This is a genomic window from Pseudomonas sp. NPDC096917 (assembly GCF_044762555.1).
Classification (GTDB): domain Bacteria; phylum Pseudomonadota; class Gammaproteobacteria; order Pseudomonadales; family Pseudomonadaceae; genus Aquipseudomonas.
Window position 1 is genome coordinate 40787 of record NZ_JBIWEO010000013.1, and the last position, 17040, is coordinate 57826.

General features: G+C 58.5%; 18 protein-coding genes and 1 pseudogene. 2 read left to right on the forward strand and 17 right to left on the reverse strand.

Annotation, left to right across the window (positions count from 1 at the left end):
• The first annotated feature begins 60 nt into the window (after positions 1–60).
• Together ACIQYF_RS16315 and recR are read left to right on the forward strand one after the other, a co-directional pair.
• Complete coding sequence (locus ACIQYF_RS16315) at positions 61–399, forward strand: YbaB/EbfC family nucleoid-associated protein (protein ID WP_016780291.1); 339 nt, start codon at positions 61–63, stop codon at positions 397–399.
• Between the two features lie 118 nt (positions 400–517).
• A complete protein-coding gene (gene recR, locus ACIQYF_RS16320) occupies positions 518–1120 on the forward strand; it encodes a recombination mediator RecR (RefSeq protein ID WP_402863763.1) in 603 nt (200 codons plus the stop codon).
• A gap of 86 nt (positions 1121–1206) precedes the next feature.
• Here the strand turns inward: recR and ACIQYF_RS16325 are convergent, their stop codons facing one another.
• The 17 genes and pseudogenes from ACIQYF_RS16325 to ccoN (ACIQYF_RS16405) all read right to left on the reverse strand — a co-directional run bounded on the left by ACIQYF_RS16325 (position 1207) and on the right by ccoN (ACIQYF_RS16405) (position 16991).
• Positions 1207–1749, reverse strand: a complete 543-nt coding sequence (locus tag ACIQYF_RS16325; protein ID WP_402863766.1) for an adenine phosphoribosyltransferase — start codon at positions 1747–1749, stop codon at positions 1207–1209.
• A gap of 55 nt (positions 1750–1804) precedes the next feature.
• Positions 1805–2539, reverse strand: a complete 735-nt coding sequence (gene fnr / locus ACIQYF_RS16330) for a fumarate/nitrate reduction transcriptional regulator Fnr (protein ID WP_402863769.1) — start codon at positions 2537–2539, stop codon at positions 1805–1807.
• Positions 2540–2717: 178 nt separating this feature from the next.
• Complete coding sequence (gene hemN / locus ACIQYF_RS16335; RefSeq protein ID WP_402863772.1) at positions 2718–4100, reverse strand: oxygen-independent coproporphyrinogen III oxidase; 1383 nt, start codon at positions 4098–4100, stop codon at positions 2718–2720.
• A gap of 107 nt (positions 4101–4207) precedes the next feature.
• Positions 4208–4891 (reverse strand): sulfite exporter TauE/SafE family protein, encoded by a 684-nt coding sequence (locus ACIQYF_RS16340; RefSeq protein WP_402863775.1) that lies wholly within the window; start codon positions 4889–4891, stop codon positions 4208–4210.
• Positions 4884–5114: a cbb3-type cytochrome oxidase assembly protein CcoS gene (gene ccoS / locus ACIQYF_RS16345; protein WP_402863778.1), complete on the reverse strand. Its 231-nt coding sequence runs from the start codon at positions 5112–5114 to the stop codon at positions 4884–4886. The genes ACIQYF_RS16340 and ccoS overlap by 8 nt, the downstream gene beginning before the upstream one ends.
• Positions 5115–5134: 20 nt before the next feature.
• Positions 5135–7585, reverse strand: coding sequence for a heavy metal translocating P-type ATPase (locus ACIQYF_RS16350; RefSeq protein ID WP_402863781.1), 2451 nt, complete (start codon positions 7583–7585; stop codon positions 5135–5137).
• Positions 7586–7653: 68 nt separating this feature from the next.
• Positions 7654–8193, reverse strand: coding sequence for a FixH family protein (locus ACIQYF_RS16355; protein WP_402863784.1), 540 nt, complete (start codon positions 8191–8193; stop codon positions 7654–7656).
• A 12-nt stretch (positions 8194–8205) separates the two neighbouring features.
• Positions 8206–9621 (reverse strand): cytochrome c oxidase accessory protein CcoG, encoded by a 1416-nt coding sequence (gene ccoG, locus ACIQYF_RS16360; protein ID WP_402863787.1) that lies wholly within the window; start codon positions 9619–9621, stop codon positions 8206–8208.
• Between the two features lie 216 nt (positions 9622–9837).
• Positions 9838–9942 (reverse strand): annotated as a pseudogene (locus tag ACIQYF_RS16365) (VapC toxin family PIN domain ribonuclease); the annotation flags it as partial.
• 164 nt (positions 9943–10106) lie between these two features.
• The gene (gene ccoP, locus ACIQYF_RS16370; RefSeq protein WP_402863790.1) at positions 10107–11084 is read right to left on the reverse strand and encodes a cytochrome-c oxidase, cbb3-type subunit III; all 978 of its coding nucleotides are present in this window, start codon (positions 11082–11084) and stop codon (positions 10107–10109) included.
• Entirely contained in the window at positions 11081–11272 is a 192-nt protein-coding gene (locus ACIQYF_RS16375; RefSeq protein WP_026014404.1) for a CcoQ/FixQ family Cbb3-type cytochrome c oxidase assembly chaperone, read from the reverse strand. Before ACIQYF_RS16375 ends, ccoP (ACIQYF_RS16370) begins: the two co-directional genes overlap by 4 nt.
• A gap of 5 nt (positions 11273–11277) precedes the next feature.
• Positions 11278–11889, reverse strand: a complete 612-nt coding sequence (ccoO, locus tag ACIQYF_RS16380; RefSeq protein ID WP_402863794.1) for a cytochrome-c oxidase, cbb3-type subunit II — start codon at positions 11887–11889, stop codon at positions 11278–11280.
• On the reverse strand, positions 11889–13331 hold the full coding sequence (ccoN, locus tag ACIQYF_RS16385; protein WP_402863797.1) for a cytochrome-c oxidase, cbb3-type subunit I: 1443 nt from the start codon (positions 13329–13331) through the stop codon (positions 11889–11891). The genes ccoO (ACIQYF_RS16380) and ccoN (ACIQYF_RS16385) overlap by 1 nt, the downstream gene beginning before the upstream one ends.
• A gap of 475 nt (positions 13332–13806) precedes the next feature.
• Complete coding sequence (gene ccoP / locus ACIQYF_RS16390) at positions 13807–14745, reverse strand: cytochrome-c oxidase, cbb3-type subunit III (RefSeq protein WP_402863800.1); 939 nt, start codon at positions 14743–14745, stop codon at positions 13807–13809.
• Entirely contained in the window at positions 14738–14932 is a 195-nt protein-coding gene (locus ACIQYF_RS16395) for a cbb3-type cytochrome c oxidase subunit 3 (RefSeq protein ID WP_026014402.1), read from the reverse strand. Before ACIQYF_RS16395 ends, ccoP (ACIQYF_RS16390) begins: the two co-directional genes overlap by 8 nt.
• A 15-nt stretch (positions 14933–14947) precedes the next feature.
• Positions 14948–15556, reverse strand: coding sequence for a cytochrome-c oxidase, cbb3-type subunit II (ccoO, locus tag ACIQYF_RS16400; protein WP_402863805.1), 609 nt, complete (start codon positions 15554–15556; stop codon positions 14948–14950).
• 10 nt (positions 15557–15566) lie between these two features.
• Positions 15567–16991 carry a cytochrome-c oxidase, cbb3-type subunit I gene (ccoN, locus tag ACIQYF_RS16405; RefSeq protein WP_402863808.1) on the reverse strand — a complete coding sequence of 475 codons (1425 nt, stop codon included), beginning with the start codon at positions 16989–16991 and terminating at the stop codon, positions 15567–15569.
• Positions 16992–17040 lie beyond the last annotated feature (49 nt).

Consider the following 17040-nt stretch of genomic DNA (forward strand, 5'->3'; position numbering starts at 1 on the left):
ACAGCCCGAAGTCATTGTGATTGCGGGTGCTTTGTCCAAATAACGTTTGAGGTGATTCCCATGATGAAAGGTGGCATGGCCGGCCTGATGAAGCAGGCACAGCAGATGCAGGAAAAAATGGCCAAGATGCAGGAAGAACTGGCCAATGCTGAAGTCACCGGTAAAGCAGGTGGCGACATGGTGACGGTGGTCATGACCGGCCGTCATGACGTCAAGCGCGTGAGCATTGACCCCACTCTTCTCGAAGGCGTAAGCGAAGACGACCGCGAAGTGCTGGAAGATCTGTTCGCCGCTGCCGTCAATGACGCCGTGCGCAAGATCGAAGCCAACAGCCAGGACAAAATGTCTGGCGTGACCGCTGGCATGCAACTGCCACCGGGCATGAAGCTGCCATTCTAAGGCGCTCAAAAATGCCGGGCCTTGAGCCCGGTATTTTTTTGCCTGTTTGATGGGTATTTGACGCTGGCCCGGCCCACGGGTATAAACCGCCTCTCGTTGTTTTGTCGGACCTTTCTCTATGAGTTTCAGCCCCCTTATTCGCCAACTGATCGACGCCCTGCGCACTTTGCCGGGTGTGGGTCAAAAGACTGCGCAGCGCATGGCCCTGCAATTGCTAGAGCGTGATCGCAGTGGCGGTTCGCGCCTGGCGCTGGCTTTGAGTCAGGCGATGGACGGTGTGGGTCATTGCCGCTTGTGCAGAACCCTGACCGAAGATGACTTGTGCCCGCAGTGCGCTGACTTGCGCCGCGATGACACTTTGCTATGCGTGGTTGAGGGGCCAATGGACGTGTATGCCGTTGAGCAGACCGGCTATCGCGGGCGTTACTTTGTGCTCAAGGGGCATTTGTCGCCGTTGGATGGCTTGGGCCCCGAGGCGATTGGTATTCCGCAATTGATGACGCGCATTGCCGAGCAGGGCACTTTCAAAGAAGTGATTCTGGCGACTAACCCGACGGTCGAAGGCGAGGCTACAGCGCATTACATTGCCCAATTGCTGAGCAGCAAAGGCCTGATCGCTTCGCGCATCGCCCACGGCGTGCCGTTGGGGGGGGAGTTGGAATTGGTGGATGGCGGCACCTTGGCGCACTCGTTTGCCGGGCGCAAACCTATCGCGTTGTAACCCACCCAACTGTGTGGGAGCTGCCGCAGGCTGCGATCTGTTGATCTTGTACGATCGCAGTCTGCGGCAGCTCCCACTCTGAACAGTTACTCCGTCAGCGAAAACTCGGTCAGGCTAAAAGTCGGTACGCCCAGGTCCTGCAGGCGCTTTGAGCCGCCCAGTTCTGGCAGGTCAATAATCGCCGCCGCTTCCAGCACCTGGGCGCCCAGGCGGCGTACCAGATTCACTGCGGCGATCAACGTCCCGCCCGTGGCAATCAAATCGTCGACTATCAGCAACGAATCGCCCTCGCACAAGCTGTCGGCGTGCACTTCCAGAAACGCTTCGCCATATTCCGTCTGATAGCCTTCGGCCAAGACGTCAGCCGGCAACTTGCCTTGCTTGCGAAACAGGACCAGCGGCTTGTTGAGTTGATGGGCAAGCACTGAGCCAATCAAAAAGCCACGAGCGTCCATCGCCCCGATGTGGCTGAACTCAGCTTCGACATAGCGTTCGATAAAGGTATCGGCGATCACCCGCATGGCGCGAGGTGACTGGTAAAGCGGGGTGATGTCACGAAAGATCACGCCTGGCTTGGGAAAATCGAGCACTGGACGGATCAGGGATTTGAGGTTGAAGTCGTTGACCATCTTTTGGATGTCCTGGCGGCGTTGAGGCCGCCAGTATAGCGCTCAAACAGTTGTGTCAGGCCTCTACCGAGCCGCCGGCCAGCGCGCACAGATTGATGGGATCAAGAATGTGCACTTCTTTGCCTTCAGCCGTGATCAGTTGGCTATCTTGCAGGCGAGTGAACACGCGAGAAACCGTTTCGACCGCCAGGCCCAGATAATTACCAATCTCGTTGCGCGACATGCTCAGGCGGAACTGGTTGGCCGAGAAGCCTCGAGCGCGGAAACGTGCAGACAGGTTCACAAGGAATGTCGCGATCCGCTCATCGGCCGTCTTTTTTGACAGCAGCAGCATCATTTGCTGATCGTCACGAATCTCTCGGCTCATGATGCGCATCAATTGGCGACGCAATTGGGGCAGTTGAACTGAGAGTTCGTCCAGGCGTTCGAAAGGAATTTCGCAAACAGGCGTCGTTTCGAGCGCTTGAGCTGACACAGGGTAGGCTTCAGTGCCCATGCCTGACAGGCCAACCAGCTCGCTGGGCAGGTGGAAGCCGGTAATTTGTTCTTCGCCGCTGTCACTCAAGCTGAATGTTTTAAGTGCGCCAGAGCGTACGGCATAGACCGAGCCAAATACGTCGCCCTGACGAAACAAAAACTCGCCTTTCTTTAGAGGGCGCCCGCGCTTTACGATTTCCTCTAACGCATCCATGTCTTCCAAATTCAACGAAAGAGGCAAGCAAAGAGGAGCAAGGCTGCAATCCTTGCAGTGAGCCTGGGTATGAGCGCGCACTTTTACTGGCTCGGACATTTCTTCAATCCTTGTGGGAAAACACACATAAGACGCAAGGGTACCCCAGTGAGTGGGTCGAGGCCAGCGCGCCAATACAGTGCATTTAATTCCAGCACTGATCGATCCCTCCAGGTGTGTTTTGAGTCCGTAAAAAGCGCCTTAGTCAATATCTATAGGACTTTCGCCGTAGTTGGCGCTAGATAACCCGTGAGTAACGCTGACGGCTTTGCTGTGCAAGGTATGCATCGAACACCATGCAGATTGAGCGCACCAATAAGCGCCCTGCGGGCAGTACCGTCAGTTGTTCGTTGTCCAGTGCAATCAAACCGTCTGCCGCCATCGTTTCCAGTGCCGGCCACTGGTTTGAAAAATACCCCCTGAAGTCAATGTTGAACGCCTGCTCGATACGCGCGAACGGCAAGTGCAGGTTGCAGATGATTTGCTGAATCACCTCGCGGCGTATTCGGTCATCCTGATTGCACAACAAGCCGCGGTGGGTCGCGAGTTGTTCACTGCCGAGCGTATGCTGGTAGTGCGTAATATCGCTGTTGTTTTGACAGTACAGGTCACCGATTTGGCTGATGGCCGATACGCCCAACCCGATCAGGTCGCAATGACCGTGGGTGGTATAGCCCTGAAAGTTGCGCTGCAGGGTCGACTCTTCCTGGGCAATCGCCAGCTCATCGTCTGGCAGAGCGAAATGGTCCATGCCGATGTAGCGATAACCGGCGCCCGTCAGTTGCTCGATAGTGCGCTCAAGCATGTTCAGCTTCTCGGCAGGCGAGGGCAGGTCGCTGGTGTTGATCCGGCGCTGCGGCATGAAGCGCTCTGGCAAGTGCGCGTAATTGAACACCGACAAGCGATCCGGCTGCAGGCTGATCACTTCTTCAATGGTCCGGGCGAAAGCCTGCGGGGTTTGTTTGGGCAAGCCGTAAATCAGGTCGATGTTGATCGAGCGAAACTGCAAGGTGCGCGCAGCATCGATCACTGCGCGGGTCTCTTCCAGGCTTTGCAGGCGATTGACGGCGCGTTGCACGTCGGGGTCGAGGTCCTGCAGGCCAATGCTCACGCGATTGAACCCCAGTTCACGGAGCAATCCCATGGTCGACCAGTCGGCTTCCCGGGGGTCGATTTCGATGCCGTAGTCGCCAGAGTCATCGTCGAGCAGATTGAAATGCTCGCGCAGATGGCCCATCAACTGGCGCAACTCATCGTGGCTTAAAAAGGTCGGTGTGCCACCGCCAAAGTGCAGTTGTTCCACTGTTTGCCTGGGGTCCAGATGGCAGGCGATCAGACGGATTTCCTGCTCCAGCCGCTTCAAGTACGGCTGTGCGCGGCCGCGGTCTTTGGTGATGACTTTGTTGCAGGCGCAGTAGTAGCAAATGTTGGCGCAAAACGGCACGTGCACGTACAGCGACAGTGGGCGCATGGCTTTGCGGCTGTCACGCAGGGCGTGCAGCAAGTCGAATGGACTGACCTGGTCATGAAACTGCAGCGCCGTCGGATACGAGGTGTAGCGCGGCCCGGCGAGGTCATAACGGCGAATTAAATCTGAGTCCCAACGAATGGTGTCGAGCATGCGGGCATTCCTCTGGGATGGCTAGCAATGCTGCGGAGTCTAGGGGCTGCGGATTTGCAACACCTTGATTTGCATCAACGCCCGCAACGGCTACAGAGGGGGGGCGATCAATGCCCCATCAACCAATGCTGATGCGGGCCGGGCAGGGTCCAGATGCCGAACAGCATCACCAGCAATCCACCGGCCATGCGCACGCTGCGTTTACGCAGTACCGCCGTCATGCGCTCGGCCGCCAAGCCTGTGGCCAGCAGCACGGGCCAGGTACCCAAGCCGAATGCCAGCATCAACAAGGCGCTGTCCAGGGCGCTGCCTTGACTGGCTGACCAGATCAAGGTGCTGTAAACCAATCCGCATGGCAGCCAGCCCCACAGCGCGCCCAACAGCAAGGCGCGGGGCAGGCTCGAGACTGGCAGCAAGCGGCTCGCGACGGGTTGAATATGCCGCCACAGGCCGCGTCCCAGGCTTTCGATGCGGGTCAGGCCGCTCCACCAACCCGCCAGGTACAAGCCCATGCAGATCAACAACACCCCGGCCAGCACCCGCATAGCCATCGCCGCCGGGCTGTTGGCGACGGCCCAGCCTGCGAGCCCCAGCAGCAAACCTGCGGTGGCGTAGCTGAGAACTCGACCCAGGTTGTAAGCCAGCAACAGTTTGAAGCGTCGTCTGCGTTGCTCCTTGGGAATGGCAAAGGTCAAGGCGCCCATCAAACCCCCGCACATGCCCAGGCAATGCCCGCCGCCGAGCAGGCCCAGGATGACCGCGGACACCAGCAGCGGTGCGAGCTCAAGCATGGGGTGGGGCCTTGTCGCTGGCGTCTTTGGCTACGTGCGCCTGAGTCCCTCTGGCTTGTTCGACGGCCGCCGTGTGCTGTGGGTCCTGGTCGTCAAACAGGATGCTGTGGGCCGGGCTGTCCAGGTCATCGTACTGGCCACTGTCCACGGCCCAGAAGAAGATGTAGACGGCGATTGCAACAATCAGCAGGGCCGCAGGAATCATGATGTAAAGCGCTGGCATAAAGGCTCCAGGCGACCGGCTCAAGCCGGTAGCGGGCGAGTGTTTGGCGCAGGCTGGGTCTGCGCCTGACGCGGCATGCGGGTCAGGCGCAGGGCGTTAAGCACCACAGTCAATGAACTGATCGACATGCCGACCGCGGCCCAGATCGGCGTGATCCATCCCAGCGCGGCAAAAGGCAGCATAAGGCCATTGTACAAACCGGCCCACAGCAGATTTTCGATGATCACCCGGCGCGTGCGTCGAGCCAAGCTAAAGGCTTGCACCAGTGCCTCCAGGCGATTGGACAGCAACACCGCGTCCGCGCTGGTTTTGGCCAGGTCGGTGGCCGAGCCCATCGCCACGCTGATGTCGGCGGCGGCCAGCACCGGCACGTCGTTAACCCCATCGCCCAGCATCAACACCTTGCGTCCCTGAGCGTGCAATTGTTGTAGCACTCGCAGTTTGTCGTCGGGTCGCAAGCCGCCTTGAGCGGCATCGATTCCCAGTTCGGCAGCCACGCTGGCAACCATCGGCGAGCTGTCTCCCGACAGCAGCAACGTGTGCCAGCCGCGCGCCTTACAGGCCGCCAACAAGGCGGGGGCGTCGGCGCGCAGGCGGTCGTCGAGTACAAACCAGGCCAGCGCTCCCTCGGTATCGCCCAGCAATAGCCATTGCCCGGCTTCGTTCGGCATGTCCGGGGTGGCGCACAGGCTCAGCGCGCAGACGAATGTGGGCTCGCCAATCCGTAACCGTTGTTCGCCGACTCGTCCTTCAAGGCCCAGCCCCGGCGTGCTGTGCACTTCATCGGCGGCTTGCGGGGCGCGACCGAAGGCGCGGGCAATAGGGTGTTCGGAGCGATGTTCGAGTGCGGCGGCGAGGGCCAGACACTGATCGCTGTCCAGATTGCGCAAGGGGCGAATGGCCCGCAATGCCAGCCTGCCTTCGGTCAAGGTGCCAGTCTTGTCGAAAATCACCGTGTCGATCTGGTTCAGCCCTTCAATCACGTGGCCCCGGGTCAGCAGCAATCCTAGTTTGTGCAAGGTGCCGGTCGCGGCGGTCAAGGCCGTCGGAGTCGCCAGTGACAGTGCGCATGGGCACGTGGCCACCAGCATTGCCAGCACGATCCAGAAGGCTCGAGAAGGGTCGAGTTGCCACCACAGCAGGCCAATCGCAACAGCCGCTATCAGCGAGAACAGCAGGAACCATTGCGCCGCCTTGTCGGCGATTTCGGCCAGGCGCGGTTTTTCGTTTTGGGCGCGGTCCAACAATCGCACAATGGCCGACAGACGCGTGTCTTGGCCCAATGCCAAGACCTCGACGGTCAGTGCCCCCTCGACATTCAAGGTGCCCGCCGTCACGGCATCGCCCACGTTGCGGGGTTGGGGCAGGTATTCGCCGGTCAGGAGTGATTCGTCGATGCTCGATTGGCCGTCAAGGATCTTGCCGTCGGCAGGCACAATGGCGCCGGGGTGCACCAAGACCTTGTCGCCTACCGTGAGTTCGCTCAGCAGGATGCGCTCACTCTGGCCATCGCCACTCAAGCGCAAGCACGAAGCGGGCAGCAAATTGACCAGTTGCGCCGTGGCCGCCGCCGTACGCTCACGGGCGCGACGCTCGAGGTAGCGCCCAGCCAGCAAGAACAGGGCGAACATGCCGACGGCATCGAAATACAGCTCGCCAACGCCAGTGATGGTGGTCCAGATGCCGGCCACATAGGCGCCGCCAATGGCCAGAGACACAGACACGTCCATGGTCAGGTGACGTGTGCGCAGGTCACGCATTGCACCTTTGAAAAACGGGGCGCAACTGTAAAACACGATAGGCGTGGTCAGAAACAGCGCGACCCAGCGCAGGATGGTATGCATCTCGGGGCTGAGGTCGATGTTGAATTCGGGCCAGGTGGCCATGGTCGCCATCATCGCCTGAAACCACAGCAAGCCTGCGACGCCCAGTTGGCGCAAGGCCAGGCGGTTTTCGCTGGCCAATTGCTCAGTCGCACGATCCGCCTGATACGGGTGGGCTGCGTAACCGATATGTCGCAGCTCGCTCAGCACTTCGCTCAGTGGCAGTTGGTTGTCGGCCCAGCGGATGTGCAAGCGGTGGTTGGACAGGTTGAGCCTGGCTTCACTCACAGCGGGTAGGTGCAGCAGGTGTTTCTCAATCAGCCAGCCACAGGCGGCACAACTGATGCCCTCGATCAGCAGCGTGGTTTCGGCCTGCTGGCCCTCGTGCCGAACAAAGGGTTTTTGCACGTCAGGCCGGTCATACAGCGCCAGTTCTTCCACCTGTTGCAGCGGCAGAGCCTGTGGATTGGCCGACGCCTCACTGCGATGTTGGTAGTAGCTTTCCAGGCCACCGGCGACGATTGCTTGCGCCACCGCCTGGCAGCCAGGGCAGCAGAATTCATGGGGCTGGCCCAGAACCTCGGCGGTGAAGCGGCTGCCGGGTGGAACGGGCAGGGCGCAGTGGTAGCAGGGAACGGGAGAACTCATGGAACACACCTTGTGCAGCTATCGAGAGCCTGTAGCCGCTGTCGAGGAATGAGGCTACAAGCGTTGCATCACTGCTTACGGTCTTCCGCGCCCTGAATCGGCTCGTCGCCCAGCATCAGGTCTTTGTCATGGTCGACCCGTTCTTCTTCAAACAGGCGCCAGGTCTTGCCGTCTTCAACGCCCAGCAGCTCCACGAAACGACGGCCTTGCACCTTGTCATCCAACTGGCCGGTGTAACGGCCCGGCTCTGTTGGGCTTTGGGTCAGGCTGACTCGGCGGTCCTTCTCCGGTTGGGTCGGTGAGATCAGGTTCAGCTCCAGGGTTTGCGGCTGACTGTTGCCTTGAAGCAGCAGCACCACTTCGCCGGTCACTTCGTCCAAACGCAGCTTGGCATTCAGTTGCAAGGTCTGGCCCAGCAACTCACGGTCCAGCGAACGGTTAATCCCTTTGCCTGCTTCGTAGTAATTGTCGTTAACCAGGTTGTCCGGGTTTTTTACAGCAATGGTCACCATCGACAGGGTCAGCGTCACAGAGCAGGCGAGAATGGCAATGATGATCCACGGCCATATGTGTTTGTACCAAGGGCTGTGGGCGTTTGCTGCGGGCATGGACAGTTTCTCTTATCTGATGTGGGGGCCGATGAAACGGCTCTTGGCTTTAACGTTGATGTCGCTGTTATCGGCATCTTTAAGGATGAAGAACACTTCGTTGGTGCTGGACGGCAATTGTTCCGGTGCACTCGACAACTCGACAGGCAGACTGACAATGTCACCCGCCGCGACTGTGATCTCGCGTTTGCCTTGCAGTTTCAAGTCAGGCAAGCCGCTGGCTTCCAGCACGTATGTATGGTCGCGCTGATCTTTGTTCATGATCTTCAGGCTGTAAACGTTTTCGATCCGGCCTTCGGCGTTTTCGCGATACAGCACGCGGTCTTTGCTGACATCAAAACCAACCAGAGAGCGGGTGAAAAAGGCGGCTGCCAACAGGCCCATCATGGTCACCAAGACCAGTGCATAGCCAATCAGGCGCGGACGCAGTTTATGGGTCTTCTGGCCTGAAAGATTGTGCTCGGTGGTGTAGCTGATCAGACCGCGCGGGTAGTTCATCTTGTCCATGATGCTGTCGCAGGCATCGATACACGCGGCGCAGCCAATGCATTCAATCTGCAAGCCGTCGCGGATGTCGATGCCGGTCGGGCACACTTGAACGCACAGGGTGCAGTCGATGCAGTCGCCCAGGCCCTGAGCCTTGTAATCAGCCTCTTTTTTACGCGGGCCGCGCATTTCGCCGCGACGCGGATCGTAGGAAACAATCAGCGTGTCTTTGTCGAACATCACGCTCTGGAAGCGCGCATATGGGCACATGTAAATGCACACTTGCTCGCGCAGCCAGCCGGCATTGCCGTAGGTGGCAAGGGTGAAAAAGCCGACCCAGAAGTAGGCCCAGCCATTGGCCTGGCCGGTGAAAAAATCAAAGACCAATTCTCGGATGGGGGAGAAGTAACCGACAAAGGTCATGCCGGTGATAAAGCCAATCAGCAGCCACAGTGTGTGTTTGCTGAGCTTGCGCACGAACTTGTTGGCGCTCATTGGCGCCTTGTCGAGCTTGATGCGCTGGTTGCGATCACCTTCGGTGACTTTCTCGCACCACATGAACACCCAGGTCCATACGCTTTGCGGGCAGGTGTAACCACACCACACGCGGCCTGCGTACACTGTAATAAAGAACAGGCCAAAGGCTGCGACGATCAACAGACCCGAGAGCAGGATGAAATCCTGTGGCCAGAAGGTGGCGCCAAAAATAAAGAATTTACGCTCGGGAAGGTTCCACCAGACGGCTTGGTGGCCACCCCAGTTGAGCCACACCGTGCCGAAATACAGCAAGAACAGCGCGGCGCCACCGGCGATTCGCAGGTTGCGGAAAAAGCCGCTGAAGGCGCGGGTGTAGATCTTTTTTCGGGCGGCGTACAGGTCGACGCTTTCGGTGGTTGTCTTGGCAGGTGGCGTAACGTTTTGAACCGGAATCTTATTGCTCATTAGTGCGTCCCACGGCAGTGGAAAATGCCTCGGTCAGTACGTGCCAACCGGGGTCAGAAGGTGTTGCGATGGCGCAATGATACCCCTGTGACTCTAGCCCAAGGGTGCGACCTTTGGTCGCGTTCCGAAAAGCCCAAAGTTGGTATAGGAGATATAACAAGTCATGACCTGGATCAATTGACTTAAGGCGTGGAGTCAGGTGTGAAAGCCTCTGAATCAAAGCGCCCAAGGGGTGAGCAAGGGCGCGCCGCTGAGGGCGAAATCCTGGGTGTTGCGGGTCACGACGGTCAAGCCGTGGACCTGGGCCGTCGCCGCGATCCACGACTCGACAGGGTGGTGAGGGTCATGGGGATTTCCTCCCAAAAAACGAATGGAGTGGCGTTACTACTTTTGGCTCTTGCGACAACCGCGAAAACACGATGAAACAAAACGGCCCCGCCAATTTCGCGGGCGAGGCCGGTTTTTGTAGCGATTACGCGAGGGGTTTATTCCTCTTTGTTGGCTTCATCGCCATGGGACAGGCTGTACACGTAAGCCGCCAGCAAGTGCACCTTGTCGTTGCCTTGCAGGTCAGCCTGGGCAGGCATCTGGCCCTGACGACCGTAACGGATGGTCTGCTGCAGTTGAGCGAAGCTCGAACCGTAGATAAATGCGCCGGGGTGAGTCAGGTTAGGCGCGCCCATCAATGGGTTGCCTTGGCCTTGCGGGCCGTGGCACACCGCGCAGTTGGTGGCGAAGATTTCCTTGCCCTTGAGCGGGTCGACCTTGGCACCTTCTGGCAGTTTTCGACCGTCCAGAGCGGTCAGTATGTAAGCGGCTACGTCGCTGACACCTTGCTCACCGATGACTTCAGCCCAGCCTGGCATGACGGCGTGACGCCCCGCCATGATGGTGGTCTTGATGTCGGCGGGTGAACCGCCCCAGCGCCAGTCGGCATCGGTCAAGTTGGGGAAGCCATAAGCGCCCTTGGCGTCGGAGCCGTGGCACACCGAGCAGTTGGAGGCGAAAAGGCGTCCGCCCATTTTCAGTGCTTGTGGGTCCTTGGCGACTTCTTCGATGGGCATGGCGGCGAACTTGGCAAAGATCGGTCCAAATTTGGCGTCCGATTTGGCCATTTCCTTTTCCCACTCATGCACGCCGGTCCAGCCGGTCTGGCCATTGGCAAACGGGGTTTGCTCTTTGGTGTCCAGGTACTGATAGCCCGGCAGCAGGCCTTTCCAGTTACCCAGGCCCGGGTACAGCACCAGGTAGCCGAGGGCAAACACGATGGTGCCCACAAACAGCATGAACCACCATTTGGGCATTGGGTTGTCGTACTCTTCGATCCCGTCGAAAGCGTGCCCGACTTTCTCGTCGGTCTGCTCGCTGCGCTGGCCCTTGCGAGTGGCCAGCAGCAGCCAGGTCAAGGCGAAGATAGTACCCAGAGTGAGGACTGTGACGTACAGACTCCAGAATGTAGTCATTCTTTGTTACTCCTAGACGCTTGCTCTTGCTCGACGTGCTTGATGGCTTCGGGATCATCCTTGAACGGCAGCATCGTCGCGTCGTCAAACTCTGACTTGCGTCGCGGGCTGAACACCCACAGCGCCAAACCGATAAACGCCACCATCACCACGACAGTGCCCAGGCCACGAATCATCCCGATATCCATTCAGATCACCGTTTGCTTTTGATGATGGTGCCCAAGCCCTGGAGGTAAGCCACCAGTGCGTCCATTTCGGTTTTGCCCTTCACTGCATCCTTGGCACCGGCGATGTCTGCATCGGTGTAAGGAACGCCCAGTGTGCGCAAGACTTCCATTTTTTTAGCCGTGTCTTTGCCGTCCAGTTTTCGTTCTACGAGAAACGGGTAAGCCGGCATGATCGATTCAGGCACCACGTTGCGCGGGTTGTACAAGTGCGCACGTTGCCAGTCATCGGAGTAACGACCGCCCACACGGGCCAGGTCCGGCCCTGTGCGTTTGGAGCCCCACAGAAACGGGTGGTCCCAGACGCTTTCACCGGCGACCGAGTAGTGCCCGTAACGTTCGGTTTCGGCGCGGAACGGGCGGATCATTTGCGAGTGGCAGCCCACACAGCCATTGGCGATGTAGATATCGCGGCCTTCGAGTTCCAGCGCACTGCGCGGCTTCATGCCCTCAACCGGGGTGTTTGTCACGTCCTGGAAGAACAGCGGAACGATTTGCGTCAGGCCGCCGATGCTCACGGCGATGACCATTAAGAAGGCCATAAGGCCAATATTCTTCTCGATAGTGTCGTGCTTAAACATCAGTGGGCTCCCACTACCGCGATCTTGCTCGCGGCTTCAGCTTCAACCGGGTTCGAGGCGATAACCGTGCGTAACACGTTGTAGGCCATGAACAGCATGCCGCTGGCGAAAATGGCCCCGCCAAGGGCGCGAACGATATAGCCAGGGTGGCTGGCTTGCAGGGCTTCGACGAACGAGTAGGTCAGGGTGCCGTCGTCGTTGATCGCGCGCCACATCAGGCCTTGAGTGATGCCGTTGACCCACATCGAGGCGATGTAAAGCACAGTGCCGATGGTCGCCAGCCAGAAGTGCACGTTGATCAGGGGGGTGCTGTACATCTGCTTTTGGCCGTAGATTTTCGGGATCATGTGATACATGGCACCAATCGAAATCATCGCGACCCAACCCAGCGCCCCGGCGTGTACGTGGCCGATGGTCCAGTCGGTGTAGTGCGACAGCGCATTGACTGTCTTGATGGCCATCATCGGCCCCTCGAAGGTCGACATGCCATAGAACGCCAAAGACACCACGAGGAAGCGCAGGATCGGGTCGGTGCGCAACTTATGCCAGGCGCCCGACAACGTCATCATGCCGTTGATCATGCCGCCCCAGCTTGGCGCCAGCAGAATGATCGACATGGCCATGCCCAGTGACTGAGCCCAGTCCGGCAGTGCGGTGTAGTGCAAGTGGTGCGGACCGGCCCAGATGTACAGGGTGATCAGCGCCCAAAAGTGCACGATAGACAAGCGATACGAGTAAATCGGGCGCTCAGCCTGCTTTGGCACAAAGTAATACATCATGCCCAGGAAGCCGGTTGTCAGGAAAAACCCTACTGCGTTGTGCCCGTACCACCACTGAATCATGGCGTCTGTCGCACCCGCATAGGCGGAGTAAGACTTGAAGAAGCTCACCGGCAGCGACGCGTGGTTGACGATGTGCAGCATGGCCGTCACCACAATGAACGCGCCGTAGAACCAGTTGCCCACATAAATATGCTTGGTTTTACGCTGGGTGATGGTGCCGAAGAACACGATGCCGTACACCACCCAGACGATGGCCAGCAGGATAGCCAGCGGCCATTCCAGTTCTGCGTATTCTTTGGTGGTGGTGTAGCCCAGTGGCAAGGTGATAATTGCGCCGACGATGACCGCTTGCCAGCCCCAAAAGCTAAAGGAGGCCAGGGTGTCGGAGATCAGTCGTGTTTGGCAGGTGCGTTGCACCACGTAGTAAGACGTACCAAACAATGCGCAGCCGCCGAAGGCGAAAATCACAAGGTTGGTGTGTAAGGGGCGCAGACGGCCAAAGGTCGTCCATTCAAGGCCGAGGTTCAGTTCGGGCCACACAAGCTGTGACGCGATAAAAACCCCGAGTCCCATGCCAAGGATCCCCCAGACCACCGTCATGATGGCGAACTGGCGGACGACCTTATAGTTATAAGCAGTCGGACTGATTGCTGTGCTCATTCTAAGGTTCCACGGTTTTATATTTTATTAGGAGTAAAAAGCGGTCGAGAGTATGGGTAATGTGTCTAGCTATTGCAACGCAGCTTGACCTGGGTCAATGCGTTGGAGCGCCTATTCTGCGGCCTTTCCATGCTCGGAGTAAGGGTAAGTGAGGTCGGGTAGACCGGCACCCTGTCGGGCGGGTTAGAGAGGGCGGGAGGGTAGGGAGGTGGGCTCGTGGAACATACCTTACAAGATGGTAATCAACGACAGCCGGTGCAAACCCGTCAGTTTGGCTTGGCATGAAGCCCGTTGACTTAGCACTTGACCTGAATGGTGAAACGCTGGGCAGGGAGTGGGGGATAGGGGGCTGGAAACCGATGCGACACTGGGTCGCGCTTTAAGGTTGTAACGTGGGCATTAAAAAAGCTGCAGGCGCGAGCTTGCCTCGCGCCTGCAGGAATTGCGTGGGTTCAAGTAAGCAATATTGCAGCCATTACTCGGCTGTTTTTTGCTCTTGATTGGCGTGCGACAAGCTGAATACGTACGCGGCCACCAATTGCACCTTGTCGTTACCCAACAACTCGTTTTGTGCAGGCATATGACCCTGGCGGCCATGACGAATGGTTTGCTGCAATTGCGCCAGGCTGGTGCCGTAAATAAAGGCCGCAGGAGTCGTCAGGTCCGGCGCACCCATCAGCGGGTTGCCTTTGCCGTTTGCGCCGTGGCACGCCACACAGGTGGTGTCGTACGCCTGCTTGCCTGCGTCCAGGTTGAACGTCGTGCCCTGCGCCAGAGGCAGGCCCGCCAGGCTATGGCGCACATAGGCCGAAACGTTTTTCACCCCGTCCTCACCCAGCACTTCACCCCAGGCGGGCATCATCGCAATGCGCCCACCCATGATCGTCGCTTTAATGGTGTCGGCATCACCGCCCCAGCGCCAGGAAGCGTCAGCCAGGTTAGGAAAGCCGAATGCGCCCTTGGCATCCGAACCGTGGCACACCGAGCAGTTTGAAGCGAACAGGCGGCCACCCATTTTCAGGGCCGCCGGATCTTGCGCAACCTGCTCGACCGGCATGGCGGCATACTTGGCGAAAATCGGGCCGAACCTGGCGTCGGCCTTGCCAATTTCCTTCTCCCACTCGTGGACGCCGGTCCAGCCATCCTCGTAACCGGGCAACAAACCTTTCCAGTTGCCCAGGCCCGGGTAGAGGATCAAATAGCAGACCCCAAATACCAGCGTGCCGATGAACAACATGAACCACCAGCGCGGCAGCGGGTTGTCGTACTCCTCGATGCCATCGAAGCTGTGCCCCATGGTTTCGACGGTTTCGCCTTTTTTCTCGCCCTTGCGCGTACTGAACAGCAGCCAGGTCAGACCGATCAACGTGCCAATGGTCAGCACGCTGATGTAGATACTCCAGAACTCAGACATGTTTGTTACTCCTGGACGCTTGCTCTTGCTCGACGTGTTTTATGGCCTCTGGATCGTCCTTGAATGGCAGTAAGGTTGCGTCTTCGAACTCCGACTTGCGCCGTGGACTGAACACCCACAGCGCCAGACCGATAAAAGCCACTGCAACTACCACAGTGCCCAGCCCGCGAATCATTCCACTACTCATCTCAAACACCATGGCTCACCTCTTGCTCTTGATGGCAGTGCCGAGCACTTGCAGGTAGGCCACCAGTGCGTCCATTTCGGTTTTGCCCTGTACCGACTGCTTGGCATTGGCGATGTCTTGATCGGTGTATGGCACGCCCAGGGTGCGCATCACCTCGAGTTTTTTGGCGGTATGCCTGCTATCCACCGGGGTTGACACCAACCACGGGTAGGCGGGCATTTTCGACTCGGGCACGACGTTGCGCGGGTTGTACAAGTGCGCGCGGTGCCAGTCATCCGAGTAGCGGCTGCCAACGCGTGCCAGGTCCGGCCCGGTCCGTTTGGAGCCCCACAAAAAAGGGTGATCCCATACGCTTTCACCGGCTACCGAATAGTGGCCATAACGCTCGGTTTCGGCGCGGAACGGGCGGATCATCTGCGAGTGGCAGCCCACGCACCCTTCGCGGATGTACACATCGCGGCCTTCCAGTTGCAGCGCGGTGTACGGCTTCATGCCTTCGACCGGGGTGTTGGTCACGTCTTCAAAAAACAGCGGCACGATCTGTGTCAGGCCGCCGACACTCACGCACAGAATCATCAGCAACAGCATGAGGCCGATATTTTTTTCAATAATCTCGTGTTTCATGGCGAACTCCTTAAGCCATCTGCGCGGCGGCTACAACTTCGGCGGGCTCGGCATTACGCACTGTGCGCCAGGTGTTGTAAGCCATCAGGAACATGCCGCTCAGGAAAATCGCCCCGCCGATCAGTCGTACTACATAGCCCGGATGGCTGGCCACCAGGGTTTCGACGAAGGAGTAAGTCAGCGTGCCGTCTTCGTTGACTGCGCGCCACATCAGGCCTTGAGCGATGCCGTTGACCCACATCGAAGCGATATAAAGCACGGTGCCAATGGTGGCCAGCCAGAAGTGCGCGTTGATCAGGCCGGTGCTGTACATCTGCTGGCGGCCGAAGACTTTGGGAATCATGTGATACAGCGCGCCAATCGAAATCATCGCCACCCATCCCAGAGCCCCGGCGTGTACGTGGCCGATGGTCCAGTCGGTGTAGTGGGAGAGGGCGTTGACGGTCTTGATTGCCATCATCGGGCCTTCGAAAGTCGACATGCCGTAGAACGCCAGGGAGACCACGAGGAAGCGCAGGATCGGGTCGCTGCGCAACTTATGCCAGGCGCCCGAGAGCGTCATCATGCCGTTAATCATGCCGCCCCAGCTCGGTGCCAGCAGAATCAGCGACATCACCATGCCCAGTGACTGCGCCCAGTCCGGCAGCGCGGTGTAGTGCAAGTGGTGCGGACCCGCCCAGATGTACAGGGTGATCAGCGCCCAGAAGTGCACGATAGACAGGCGATAGGAATAGATCGGGCGTTCGGCCTGTTTCGGCACGAAGTAATACATCATCCCCAAAAAGCCCGCCGTCAGGAAAAAGCCCACGGCGTTGTGGCCGTACCACCACTGCACCATGGCGTCAGTGGCGCCACCGTAAAGTGAGTAGGACTTGGTGAGGCTGACCGGGATTTCGAGGTTGTTAACGATGTGCAAAATAGCCACGGTCACGATAAACGCGCCGAAGAACCAGTTGCCCACGTAAATGTGCTTGGTGTTGCGCTTCATGATCGTGCCGAAGAACACGATGGCGTATGCGACCCAGACGATGGTGATCAAAATATCGATCGGCCATTCAAGCTCTGCGTATTCCTTGGAGCTGGTGTAGCCCAGCGGCAAGCTGATCGCAGCCAGCAGAATGACCAGTTGCCAGCCCCAAAAGGTAAACGTTGCGACTTTGGGTGCGAACAGCGTGGTCTGACAGGTGCGTTGCACCGAGTAGAACGAGGACGCAAAAAGAGCGCAACCGCCAAAGGCGAAAATCACTGCGTTGGTGTGCAATGGGCGCAGGCGCCCAAAACTGGTCCAGGGCAAATCCAAGTTAAGTTCGGGCCAGACCAACTGCGCGGCGAGAAAAACGCCGAGCCCCATACCGACGATGCCCCAAACCACCGTCATAATGGCAAATTGGCGGACCACCTTGTAGTTGTAGGCGGTACTTGTAGAAGTGTTCATGGTTCCCCATCCACGGTTCAGGCGAATTCAATGCACGCCTGGAGTTATA